At 51.8% G+C, this 11,943-nt stretch carries 5 protein-coding genes, 14 tRNA genes and 2 rRNA genes; 2 read left to right on the top strand and 19 right to left on the bottom strand.

From position 1 onward, the window contains the following. Window positions 1-28: 28 nt before the first annotated feature. Together aroD and rbsK are read right to left on the bottom strand one after the other, a co-directional pair. Complete coding sequence (gene aroD, locus R70331_RS03680; RefSeq protein WP_042172948.1) at window positions 29-793, bottom strand: type I 3-dehydroquinate dehydratase; 765 nt, start codon at window positions 791-793, stop codon at window positions 29-31. 39 nt (window positions 794-832) lie between these two features. Beyond that, complete coding sequence (gene rbsK, locus R70331_RS03675; RefSeq protein ID WP_231576484.1) at window positions 833-1,750, bottom strand: ribokinase; 918 nt, start codon at window positions 1,748-1,750, stop codon at window positions 833-835. 421 nt (window positions 1,751-2,171) lie between these two features. On the opposite strand from rbsK, the gene glgP reads away from it, so the two are divergent. Together glgP and katA are read left to right on the top strand one after the other, a co-directional pair. Further along, window positions 2,172-3,788 carry an alpha-glucan family phosphorylase gene (gene glgP / locus R70331_RS03670; protein WP_042172947.1) on the top strand — a complete coding sequence of 539 codons (1,617 nt, stop codon included), beginning with the start codon at window positions 2,172-2,174 and terminating at the stop codon, window positions 3,786-3,788. Window positions 3,789-4,380: 592 nt separating this feature from the next. After that, the gene (gene katA, locus R70331_RS03665; RefSeq protein WP_042172945.1) at window positions 4,381-5,850 is read left to right on the top strand and encodes a catalase KatA; all 1,470 of its coding nucleotides are present in this window, start codon (window positions 4,381-4,383) and stop codon (window positions 5,848-5,850) included. Window positions 5,851-5,933: 83 nt separating this feature from the next. Here the strand turns inward: katA and R70331_RS03660 are convergent, their stop codons facing one another. From R70331_RS03660 to R70331_RS03580, 17 genes are all read right to left on the bottom strand, one after another. Beyond that, window positions 5,934-6,884 (bottom strand): helix-turn-helix transcriptional regulator, encoded by a 951-nt coding sequence (locus tag R70331_RS03660; protein ID WP_042172943.1) that lies wholly within the window; start codon window positions 6,882-6,884, stop codon window positions 5,934-5,936. A 168-nt stretch (window positions 6,885-7,052) separates the two neighbouring features. Next, window positions 7,053-7,123 (bottom strand) — tRNA-Gly (locus R70331_RS03655). Between the two features lie 11 nt (window positions 7,124-7,134). Next, a tRNA-Pro gene (locus R70331_RS03650) sits at window positions 7,135-7,208 on the bottom strand. 34 nt (window positions 7,209-7,242) lie between these two features. After that, window positions 7,243-7,319 (bottom strand) — tRNA-Arg (locus tag R70331_RS03645). A gap of 10 nt (window positions 7,320-7,329) precedes the next feature. Continuing rightward, window positions 7,330-7,404 (bottom strand) — tRNA-Gly (locus tag R70331_RS03640). A gap of 7 nt (window positions 7,405-7,411) precedes the next feature. Further along, window positions 7,412-7,495: transfer RNA gene (locus tag R70331_RS03635), tRNA-Leu, on the bottom strand. Between the two features lie 16 nt (window positions 7,496-7,511). Further along, a tRNA-Lys gene (locus tag R70331_RS03630) sits at window positions 7,512-7,587 on the bottom strand. 15 nt (window positions 7,588-7,602) lie between these two features. After that, a tRNA-Gln gene (locus tag R70331_RS03625) sits at window positions 7,603-7,677 on the bottom strand. A 100-nt stretch (window positions 7,678-7,777) separates the two neighbouring features. Beyond that, window positions 7,778-7,855, bottom strand: a tRNA-Asp gene (locus R70331_RS03620). A gap of 75 nt (window positions 7,856-7,930) precedes the next feature. Then, window positions 7,931-8,004 (bottom strand) — tRNA-Met (locus R70331_RS03615). 85 nt (window positions 8,005-8,089) lie between these two features. Continuing rightward, window positions 8,090-8,165 (bottom strand) — tRNA-Val (locus R70331_RS03610). Between the two features lie 6 nt (window positions 8,166-8,171). Next, window positions 8,172-8,243: transfer RNA gene (locus tag R70331_RS03605), tRNA-Glu, on the bottom strand. A gap of 49 nt (window positions 8,244-8,292) precedes the next feature. Continuing rightward, a tRNA-Ser gene (locus R70331_RS03600) sits at window positions 8,293-8,382 on the bottom strand. Window positions 8,383-8,385: 3 nt separating this feature from the next. Further along, window positions 8,386-8,461 (bottom strand) — tRNA-Asn (locus R70331_RS03595). A 3-nt stretch (window positions 8,462-8,464) separates the two neighbouring features. Beyond that, window positions 8,465-8,541, bottom strand: a tRNA-Ile gene (locus R70331_RS03590). Window positions 8,542-8,601: 60 nt separating this feature from the next. Then, window positions 8,602-8,718 (bottom strand): 5S ribosomal RNA (rrf, locus tag R70331_RS03585). Between the two features lie 146 nt (window positions 8,719-8,864). Continuing rightward, window positions 8,865-11,911: ribosomal RNA gene (locus tag R70331_RS03580) — 23S ribosomal RNA — on the bottom strand. Window positions 11,912-11,943 lie beyond the last annotated feature (32 nt).

Genomic DNA, 11,943 nt, shown 5'->3' with positions numbered 1-11,943 from the left:
TTCAACAGGTAATGTCTGATGTCTGCTCCTACAAGCTCTTATGCAGCAGCTCCAGCACCTTGCGCAGCTCTGCAACTGCAACCTGCCCCGGGGCTGACGGCTTATGCGCAGCACCGAAGGTCAGCGCCGATCCAAAAATCTCTCCGGCCAGCCGGCTGACCACCCCTTCCCCGCCCATCGACATCGTAATAATCGGACGGTCCGCGTACAGCTCCTGCATTTTGACAGTTGCCGCCAGCAGAGTCAGCACATCACCCGCACTATTCGGCATAACAGCAATCTTTGGCAGATCACCGCCCAGCTCCTGGGCTCTGCGCAGCCGCGAGACAATCTCCTCTTCAGAAGGTGTTCCCCCGAAATCATGGTTGGACACAATAACGAACACGCCGCAGGCATGCGCCGCAGCAATCAGTTCCCGGACCTGCGGCTCCCCGCCCGACAGCTCCACATCAATAATATCGGCCCATCCGCTCTCAGCGGCAGCCTTATTAAGCTGAACATAATAGTCTGCGGAAATCTCCTGCTCTCCGCCTTCCCTCGCACTGCGGAACGTAAAGATCAGCGGAATGTCCGGCAAGAGGCCCTGAATCCGCTCCAGTGCAGCCTTAACAGCAGCAAGATCTTCGACTTCTGCAAAATAATCACTCCGCCACTCCACCACATCCGGAGCCAGTGCCTTCAACGCTGCTGCTTCAGCCTCAAGCTCTGCCAGCGTGGTACTGACCAGAGGTACGCATATTTTGGGCATGCCCTCGCCCAGTGTTACATTCTTAACAGTTACTGTACCGCTCATCTATGTTCAGCCCCCATACATCTGTTCTAATATAGCCCTTTACGCTTCTTCCGCAGCTTCCTTGATAAACCGCTCAACCTCTGCCAGCTTCGGCAGCGACGGTATTGCCCCCTGTCTGCCGACTGCCAGCGCACCCACTGCATTGGCGAACCGGACGGCAGCTGCCAGCGGCTTCCCGGAGGTCAGCTGATAAGCCAGCGCCCCATTGAAAGAATCCCCCGCTGCCACTGTATCCACAGCCTTCACCGGGAATCCGTGAACATGCCCGCTGCCGTCTCCATTTACAATCAGCGCCCCTTTGGAGCCGAGGGTAATAATCACGTTCTGCACCCCTTTTTGCAGCAAAATACGTGCCGCCTGCTCCGCCGACTCCATACCGCTCACTTCAACGCCGGAAAGGATGCCCGCCTCAGTCTCATTCGGAGTGAGGTAGGTGACATGGCTCAGCATTTCATTGCTCAGCTCCCGTGCAGGAGCCGGGTTAAGGATCAGCGGTATCTGATGCTTGCCTGCTATCCGCGCTGCTTCCTCACACATCGCAAGATCCGTTTCCAGCTGCATAACAATCATGTCCGCACCTGCAATTACTGTCTCCAGCGCTTGAATATCCGCTACACCAAGCTCAAGATTCGCGCCCGGCACCACAATGATCCGGTTCTCCCCTTCGCCGTCAACAACGATCGAAGCAACTCCGGTCCCGAGGTTCCCGCTTTGCGTAAGATGCTCCGTGTTAATGCCCTCTCCGCGCATAATTTCCAGCAGCTCACTGCCGAACCCGTCACGCCCGACGCTGCCGATCATCGTTACCTCTGCGCCGAGCCGCGCTGCCGCTACAGCCTGGTTAGCCCCTTTTCCGCCGGGCGACAGGGCAAAATCCTGCCCGAACAGCGTCTCCCCTGCCTCCGGCGCACGCTGCGTGCGCACAACCATATCCATATTTAAGCTGCCGATTACCACTATACTCAAGCTTGTACACCACCATTAGTTATTTTTACAGAACTGCATTCAAGATCAGGCAGCTCGCCACCTCTATCTCTATATCTTATGGCCTTAGGCCGCGTTAATCAAACTATTCTGACCGCCGCTGCAGCTTACACCGGTTTCCGGCTATTTTCTTCACGGCCTGAATAGTTAAAGCCGTTGAGTTCTTTTATTAAGCTGCTGTATGACCTCTCCAGTTCACCAGTTCAGTATCATGGAGCGCTGCATAGATCCTTTCACGAAAACTTCGCTGTGCTTTTTTGGAATAAATGTGCTAGAATAAGTATGCAATCGCTTCCAGGGAAGTTTTTGCAGTTTTGAGCAAACGTTTGCACCTTAGATGTAGCCTGCAGCAGCACCTGATTTTAATCCCATTCGTATTTAGGAGGCTTATCAAGTGAACCAGAACAAATTACCGTCTGTCGCTTATTTCAGCATGGAGTATGGCCTGCATTCCGACTTCAAAATGTACGCCGGCGGCCTGGGCATTCTTGCTGGAGATTACATCAAAGGTGCAAAGGACATCGGTGCCCCCATCATCCCGATCGGGCTGAAATGGAAGCAGGGCTATACCGACCAAAAGATTGACGCGAGCGGCAATCCTTATGACTCATACCACAATTATGTCTATGATTTCCTTGAAGATACAGGAGTTAAGGTTACCGTAAAAGTAAGAAAAACCGATGTAGTCTGCAAAGTATGGAAAACAGATAAATTCGGCAACAGCCCGCTCTACCTGCTTGATACGGATATTCCGGAGAACAGCGATGCCTGGATTACCGGCCAGCTGTACGGCTGGTTCGGCGAGGAACGGATTGCCCAGGAGATCGTGCTCGGAATCGGCGGGGTAAAAGCGATGCGTGCGCTGGAAATTCCAATCGATGTCTACCATTTCAATGAAGGCCACGCGGCACTGGCTGCTGTTGAGCTGATCCGCGAGAAGATGTCCGGCGGCAGCACCTTTGAGGAAGCCTGGAAGGCTACGCGCGAAGAAGTGGTATTCACCACCCATACTCCGATAAAAGAGGGCAATGAAACCCATCCGCTGGACCGTCTTGAGTATATGGGCGCCTTTAACGGCCTGACCCGTGCACAGATGGAGCGGATCGGCGGCGAGCCGTTCAATATGACTGTAGCCGGCCTGCGCCTGTCCCGCATCTCTAACGGTGTGGCTCAGCTGCATGCCGATACGGCCAACAAAATGTGGAAGGAAGTCGCCGGCAGATCCGAAATTATCGGCATCACCAATGCAATCCATACTCCAACCTGGGTGGATGAGCGGATTACACGTGCTTATGAGGAAAACGGAGACCTGTGGGAGGCACACAAGGAGATTAAGAATGAGTTGATCGGCTTTATCGAGGAACGTTCCGGCATCGCCCTCAATCCCGACAACCTGCTGATCGGCTTCTCCCGCCGCGCAGCCCCATACAAACGCAGTGACCTTATTTTCTCCCAGCCGGATATCATTGAGCCTTACCTGAAGGACGGCAAAATCCAGATCGTCTTCTCGGGCAAAGCCCATCCGCTGGATGACAACGGTAAAAAAATCGTGAGCAATCTCGTCGCCATGATGAAAAAATATCCGAAAAGCGTCGTTTTCCTGGAAAACTATGATATGACCATCGGTGCACAGCTGACCCGCGGCTCCGACATCTGGCTCAACAACCCGCGCCGTCCGCTGGAAGCCAGCGGTACTTCCGGCATGAAGGCTGCGATGAACGGCGTGCTGAACTGCTCCATCCTCGACGGCTGGTGGCCGGAAGCCTGCATGGACGGGGAGAACGGCTGGCAGATCGGCGAAGGCTTCGAGACTACTGACTTTGCCGTGCTCGACAAGCATGACAGCGATGCTTTATACGATACCCTGCTGAACCGTGTGCTCCCGACCTTCTATGAGAACCGTGATACCTGGGTGAAAATGATGCGTAAGAGCATCGAGACCACCCGCGAGGAATTCGCCACCAAACGGATGCTGGATGAGTATTATAGCAGAATGTACATTAAGGAGTAGCCTGTTCGGCTTCTCCTATGCTCCATGATATCGGAACAAGATTAGGCCTCTTTCTGCTTCTGCAGATAGAGGCTTTTTTAGGAGCAGGGAATGTTAGATTGCTGCTTCTTATGTGCTGCATGGACTACTCCCTTCGTCAGTACTTAGCACTGCTTAGCTTGATCAGCATCCAATCCCTTTTGCGTAATTCCACCCACAGCGCTAGTCTGCCTAACTGTATTTTGTACAACTAAAATCAGCGAAAGTTAGTGTTTAATTGATATAACTGTACTTTGTGCAGCTAAAATGAGCGTGTCTACGGAAACTTGCCTTTTCCCGGCTTTTTAATTGCACTAAATACAGCTATTTGGTTTTTCCGAAGAAAAATAGGTGTTTTAGCTGTACAAAGTGCAGTTAAAATAAATCCCTCTCTCATGACCACCTTTTCATCCCGGCATTTTGCTAATAGCCCGCACCAGCTCATATCACAGCTTTTTCCCGCATATTGTTAATTATAATAATTATAAAAAAGGATTGATTTCTCTAAAATTTTTGTTAATATAGAACTTATACTAATTCTAATTTCAAATCCTATGCCGAGGTGATTATATTCATGAGTCAAAGCCATAACAAACTAACTACAAGCTGGGGCGCCCCCGTCGGAGACAACCAGAATTCAATGACAGCGGGCTCGCGCGGACCCACTTTGCTGCAGGATGTTCATCTGCTTGAGAAGCTGGCCCATTTTAACAGAGAGCGTGTTCCAGAACGGGTTGTACATGCTAAGGGTGCCGGCGCTCATGGGTATTTTGAGGTTACACAGGATTTATCCCAATATACCAAAGCAGCCTTTTTATCTGAAATCGGCAAGCGCACGCCAATGTTCATCCGTTTCTCTACTGTAGCCGGTGAGCTCGGTTCAGCTGATACCGTTCGTGATCCGCGCGGCTTTGCCGTTAAATTTTATACAGAGGAAGGCAATTATGATCTGGTCGGCAACAATACGCCGGTATTCTTTATCCGCGATGCCATTAAGTTCCCGGACTTCATCCATACCCAGAAGCGCCATCCGCAGACTCATCTGAAGAATCCGAACGCCGTCTGGGATTTCTGGTCCTTATCGCCTGAATCGCTGCACCAGGTTACGATCCTTATGTCCGACCGCGGGATTCCGGCAACCCTCCGTCATATGCACGGGTTCGGAAGCCATACGTTTAAGTGGGTTAATGCTGAGGGTAAGGCTGTGTGGGTGAAATATCATTTTAAAACAGAACAGGGCGTTAAAAATCTGGATGTCAAACTGGCGGCACAGCTGGCCGGAGAGAACCCGGATTACCATACTGAGGACTTGTTCAACGCGATCGATAAAGGGGATTTCCCGGCATGGAGACTGTGTGTGCAGATTATGCCGGAGGAGGATGCAGATACGTACCGGTTCGACCCGTTCGATGTAACGAAGGTGTGGTCACAAAAAGATTACCCGCTGATCGAAGTCGGCCGCATGGTGCTTGACCGTAATCCGGAGAACTATTTTGCGGAAGTTGAGCAGGCGACCTTCTCTCCAGGTTCGTTCGTACCCGGCATTGAAGCTTCCCCCGACAAAATGCTCCAGGGCCGCCTGTTTGCCTACGCAGACGCACACCGTTACCGGGTAGGAGCTAACCACAACCAGCTGCCAATTAACCGTCCGGTTGCTGAAGTAAACAACAACCAGCGTGACGGTGCGATGAACGCTACCCCAAATGGCGGCGGTTCTGTCTACTACGAGCCAAACAGCTTCGGCGGAGCTAAGGAGTCCCCTCAGGATAAGCCTGCTCCATTCCAGGTAACCGGCCAGGCCGACAGTGTGGCTTATGATCATAACGACCACTACACCCAAGCCGGAGATCTGTACCGCCTGCTTAGTGAAGAGGAGCGTGGACGCCTTGTAGAGAATATCGTAGGTGCCATGACTCCTGTAGAATACGATGAGATCAAAATCCGCCAGATCGGTCATTTCTTCAAGGCTGATCCTGAGTTTGGGCAGCGTATTGCGGCCGGGCTCGGATTGCCTGCTTGGGCGGAAGCTGCTCAGGCTGACTAATCCTTTTTCACAAAATCATATATAGTTATGTTGTCCGGCACAACTCCCTGATTCGATCTGATTCGGGAAGTTGTGCTTTTATTCTACTGGTACATCTTGATCCATCTCTCCAGCTTCTGCTTCATTTCCAGTCTGGCTGACGCCGGTTCCAGAATCTCTGCATCCGGGCCATACTGCAGAATCCACTTCATAAATTCCTTGGCGTTATTGACGGTCACCTCAAACAGCAGGCTGCCGTCCTGCTCATCACTCATCCGCGGATGAACAAACAGCTCTTCCTCCTTAATGTATCGGGCCACCTCGGGGGAGAAACGGACCTTAAAGCGGATATTTTTGCTGCCGCGGTCGATGGACCAGGTATTTTTAAGATAATGCTTAATGTTAAACCCGCTCTTGTCAAACGTGTTACCGGTAACCTCTACCTGCTGAAACCGGCTCATGCGGAAGGTGCGGATATCCTGCTTAAGATGACAGTAGCCAACCAGATAAAATCGCTGGTCACGCGGAATCAGATAATAGGGATCAATCTCGCGTTCGGTAGTAGCATTACGTGCCTGGGAGTGGTAGACCGTTCGGATACTCTGCTGCTCCAGGATGGCTCCGATAATCGGCTGCAGAAAATTCCGGCTTTCTTTGCGGTAAGCAGGGGTTCCCATCTGAATAATGTCAGCAATATTCTCCAGCACGCCGTTGGATTTAGACTTTTCTTTCAGGTGGGTTCCCATTACTTTATCATAGGCGGTATGAAAACCCGGAGGGATTTTGTCCTCATGCAGCATGGAAGGCAGAATCGAAAAGGCCAAGGCCTCTTGTTCAGAAAAATCGAGCGGATACTGAAAAAACTTCCCCAGAAACCGGTATCCTGTCCCCCTGCCCTCATTCGCAACCGGCGCAAAATGGCTGATCACATCCAGATCCCTGTATATCGTCCTGATATTCACATCGCATCTGAAGGCAAGATCTGCAGCGGTAATTCCCGGGTTAGACTGGATAGCATTGATAATTTTAAAAATCCGGATTACTTTGTCTGTCATTTCGTTACTCCTTAGCTTCCTGTCATTCGTGAAAAAGATATGTATGTAGCTTCAACTATACCAGAATTCCATTCTTTCATGCTGTCATCCAGCACACGTCCGTCCGGATAAAAAATACGCAAAAAAAACAAGAACCGCAGATTAACTGCAGTTCTTGCTCTTGTGTGAAGCGGGTGATGGGAATCGAACCCACGCTATTAGCTTGGAAGGCTAAAGTTCTACCATTGAACTACACCCGCAAAATATGAAATCGGGATGACACGATTTGAACATGCGACCCCCTGGTCCCAAACCAGGTGCTCTACCAAGCTGAGCTACATCCCGTAATACAGTGGTTCGTGCTGCTTATAAGAATAAATGGCGCGCCCTAAGAGATTCGAACTCCTGACCTTTTGATTCGTAGTCAAACGCTCTATCCAGCTGAGCTAAGGGCGCACAATCTATATGGAGCGGACGACGGGAATCGAACCCGCGACCCTCGCCTTGGCAAGGCGATGCTCTACCGCTGAGCCACGTCCGCATAAACATGGTGCGCGTGAAGGGACTTGAACCCCCACGTCGTGAAACGCCAGATCCTAAGTCTGGTGCGTCTGCCATTCCGCCACACGCGCATACCTTGTAAGAAAATGGTGAGCCATGAAGGACTCGAACCTTCGACACCCTGATTAAAAGTCAGGTGCTCTACCAACTGAGCTAATGGCTCTCAAAGAAAACATAATGGCTGGGGATATAGGATTTGAACCTATGCATGACGGAGTCAAAGTCCGTTGCCTTACCGCTTGGCTAATCCCCAATAATAATAATTAGCAAATGCTACGGAATCGGATGGTACTCTATACTTCGAGATATAGGATGCTCAATTCCCGTTACCTTCATACCAGAAGCAATAAAGATGGCGGAACCGACGGGATTCGAACCCGCGATCTCCTGCGTGACAGGCAGGCATGTTAGGCCAACTACACCACGGTTCCAGGATAAAGATTTTGGGGTCCCCGGAAAGTAATCGGAATATGCTACAAAGCATTTCTTCACTTTTTGGGGATGTATTGCGGGGGCAGGATTTGAACCTGCGGCCTTCGGGTTATGAGCCCGACGAGCTACCGGGCTGCTCCACCCCGCGTCAGTAAAAGTATTATCCCTTGGGGTCCCCGGAAAGTACCCGGAATCCACAGCGAAGCATTAGCTTCACTTTTTGGGGGAATTTATGGTGGAGGCTGAGGGGATCGAACCCCCGACCCTCTGCTTGTAAGGCAGATGCTCTCCCAGCTGAGCTAAGCCTCCATCTTATGACCCGTAGGGGATTCGAACCCCTGTTACCTCCGTGAAAGGGAGGTGTCTTAACCCCTTGACCAACGGGCCATGCTACTATCAATGCTGTCCTACAACCCTTTAAAGGGAGGTAACGCAACGGAGAGAGAGGGATTCGAACCCTCGAGACGCTTGTGGCGCCTACACGATTTCCAATCGTGCTCCTTCGGCCAAACTCGGACACCTCTCCAGATGGCTCCCCGAACAGGACTCGAACCTGTGACAACTCGATTAACAGTCGAGTGCTCTACCAACTGAGCTATCAGGGAAAATGGTGGGCCTTAGTGGACTCGAACCACTGACCTCACCCTTATCAGAGGTGCGCTCTAACCAGCTGAGCTAAAGGCCCTATATACACCTATTTAACTAATAAGGGCAAAAAAAATACCACAAAGTGTGTGGGTTGTCCGCTTGGCGGCGTCCTACTCTCCCAGGACCCTTCGGTCCAAGTACCATTGGCGCTGGAGGACTTAACGGTCGTGTTCGGGATGGGTACGCGTGGAACCCCTCCGCCATCGCCACCAAACGGGCACTTACAGCGTAAATGCTTCAGGAACTTGATTCCTGAAAACTGAATCCGAAACGAATCTGCGTTTGCCCTTGTTATGGGGCCCCCGGAAAGTATTCGGAATCGGCTTCGTCAGCCTCTTCTTCACTTTTTGGGGTAGTTTGTTGGATAAGCCCTCGACCGATTAGTATTGGTCAGCTCCATGCATTGCTGCACTTCCACCTCCAACCTATCTACCTCGTCGTCTTCAAGGGGTCTTACTAATTGGGAAATCTCATCTTGAGGGGGGCTTCACGCTTAGATGCTTTCAGCGCTTATCCCGTCCGTACGTAGCTACCCAGCCATGCTCCTGGCGGAACAACTGGTGCACCAGCGGTACGTCCATCCCGGTCCTCTCGTACTAAGGACAGCTCCTCTCAAATTTCCTGCGCCCACGACAGATAGGGACCGAACTGTCTCACGACGTTCTGAACCCAGCTCGCGTACCGCTTTAATGGGCGAACAGCCCAACCCTTGGGACCTACTTCAGCCCCAGGATGCGATGAGCCGACATCGAGGTGCCAAACCTCCCCGTCGATGTGGACTCTTGGGGGAGATAAGCCTGTTATCCCCAGGGTAGCTTTTATCCGTTGAGCGATGGCCCTTCCATGCGGTACCACCGGATCACTAAGTCCGACTTTCGTCCCTGCTCGACTTGTTGGTCTCGCAGTCAAGCTCCCTTATGCCTTTGCACTCTTCGAATGATTTCCAACCATTCTGAGGGAACCTTTGAACGCCTCCGTTACTCTTTAGGAGGCGACCGCCCCAGTCAAACTGCCCGCCTGACACGGTCCCCGTACCCGTTAAGGGCACCAGGTTAGAACCTAGATACGATCAGGGTGGTATCCCAACGGCGCCTCCACAGAAGCTTGCGCTCCTGTTTCTACGGCTCCCACCTATCCTGTACAGATCGTACCCAAATTCAATATCAAGCTGCAGTAAAGCTCCATGGGGTCTTTCCGTCTTGTCGCGGGTAACCTGCATCTTCACAGGTATTAAAATTTCACCGGATCTCTCGTTGAGACAGCGCCCAAGTCGTTACGCCATTCGTGCGGGTCAGAATTTACCTGACAAGGAATTTCGCTACCTTAGGACCGTTATAGTTACGGCCGCCGTTTACTGGGGCTTCGGTTCATAGCTTCGGATTGCTCCTAACCACTCCCCTTAACCTTCCAGCACCGGGCAGGCGTCAGCCCGTATACTTCGCCTTGCGGCTTCGCACAGACCTGTGTTTTTGCTAAACAGTCGCTTGGGCCTTTTCACTGCGGCCCCCTCGGGCTATTCACCCTACCGAGGCACCCCTTCTCCCGAAGTTACGGGGTCATTTTGCCGAGTTCCTTAACGAGAGTTCTTCCGCGCGCCTTAGAATTCTCTTCTCGCCTACCTGTGTCGGTTTGCGGTACGGGCACCTTCTCCTGGCTAGAGGCTTTTCTTGGCAGTGTGAGATCATGACCTTCGCTACTACAATTTTCGCTCCCCATCACAGCCTGGCCTTAATAGTGTGCGGATTTGCCTACACACCAGCCTCACTGCTTAGACGGACATCCATCAGTCCGCGTCACTACCCTCCTGCGTCACCCCATCGCTCATAGCGGATTACGGTGGTACAGTAATTTCAAACTGTTGTCCTTCGACTACGCCTATCGGCCTCGCCTTAGGTCCCGACTTACCCTGAGCGGACGAGCCTTCCTCAGGAAACCTTGGGCTTTCGGCGGATCAGATTCTCACTGATCTTTTCGTTACTCATACCGGCATTCTCACTTGTATGCTGTCCAGCGCTCCTTACGGTACACCTTCAACCTACATACAACGCTCCCCTACCCCAGGATCGACTTCACTCCAGCTTCGAAGTCTGTGTTTATCCCCTGAGAGCATTTAGCCATTCATCCCTTCGGATGTTTCACGGCATCAATGTCAATCTGAATAAACACGCCTCAAAGGCGCAGTGAAGTCGATCCTAGCCATAGCTTCGGTGGTGTGTTTAGCCCCGTTACATTTTCGGCGCAGAGTCACTCGACCAGTGAGCTATTACGCACTCTTTAAATGGTGGCTGCTTCTAAGCCAACATCCTGGTTGTCTGTGCAACTCCACATCCTTTCCCACTTAACACACACTTGGGGACCTTAGCTGATGGTCTGGGCTGTTTCCCTTTTGACAATGGATCTTAGCACTCACTGTCTGACTCCCGGCAAGAAGGTAATGGCATTCGGAGTTTGACTGAGCTTGGTAACCCTTGCGGGCCCCGCACCCAATCAGTGCTCTACCTCCATCACTCCATTCACCGAGGCTAGCCCTAAAGCTATTTCGGGGAGAACCAGCTATCTCCGAGTTCGATTGGAATTTCTCCGCTACCCCCACCTCATCCCCGCACTTTTCAACGTACGTGGGTTCGGGCCTCCAGTGCGTGTTACCGCACCTTCACCCTGGACAGGGGTAGATCACACGGTTTCGGGTCTACGTCCACATACTAAATCGCCCTATTCAGACTCGCTTTCGCTGCGGCTCCGGCTTCTCACCTTAACCTTGCATGTTAAACGTAACTCGCCGGTTCATTCTACAAAAGGCACGCCATCACCCATTAATAGGGCTCTGACTTTTTGTAAGCACACGGTTTCAGGTTCTATTTCACTCCCCTTCCGGGGTGCTTTTCACCTTTCCCTCACGGTACTGTTTCACTATCGGTCGCCAGGTAGTATTTAGCCTTGACAGATGGTCCTGCCGGATTCATACGGGGTTTCACGTGCCCCGCACTACTCGGGATCCGTCTCGGAGAGAACACAGTTTAGGCTACAGGGCTTTTACCTCTATCGCGGGCCTTTCCAGACCTCTTCGCCTACCATATTCCTTTGTAACTCCATGTGAGACGTCCCACAACCCCAGGAGGCAAGCCCCCTGGTTTAGGCTGTTCCGCGTTCGCTCGCCGCTACTGACGGAATCACTATTGTTTTCTCTTCCTCAGGGTACTTAGATGTTTCAGTTCCCCTGGTCTGCCTCTGCGTATCCTATGTATTCAGATACGAGTAACTGCGAATTACCACAGCTGGGTTTCCCCATTCGGACACCCCCGGATCAAAGCTTGCTTACAGCTCCCCGAGGCAGTTTCGTTGTTCGCCACGTCCTTCGTCGGCTCCTGGCGCCTAGGCATCCTCCGTGTGCTCTTATTAGCTTAACCTCGATTTTCTCCGGAGGAGAAATATCGGACCA

The organism is Paenibacillus sp. FSL R7-0331 (assembly GCF_000758645.1).
GTDB classification, from domain to species: domain Bacteria; phylum Bacillota; class Bacilli; order Paenibacillales; family Paenibacillaceae; genus Paenibacillus_AQ; species Paenibacillus_AQ camerounensis.
Note: the sequence above shows the minus strand (reverse complement) of the source record. Positions and strands in the feature narration are given on the sequence as shown.

Bases quoted from the DNA above. Each gene is read 5' to 3' on its own strand.
- aroD (WP_042172948.1), bottom strand. From the start codon at position 793: ATGAGCGGTACAGTAACTGTTAAGAATGTAACACTGGGCGAGGGCATG.
- katA (WP_042172945.1), top strand. From the start codon at position 4,381: ATGAGTCAAAGCCATAACAAACTAACTACAAGCTGGGGCGCCCCCGTC.
- R70331_RS03660 (WP_042172943.1), bottom strand. From the start codon at position 6,884: ATGACAGACAAAGTAATCCGGATTTTTAAAATTATCAATGCTATCCAG.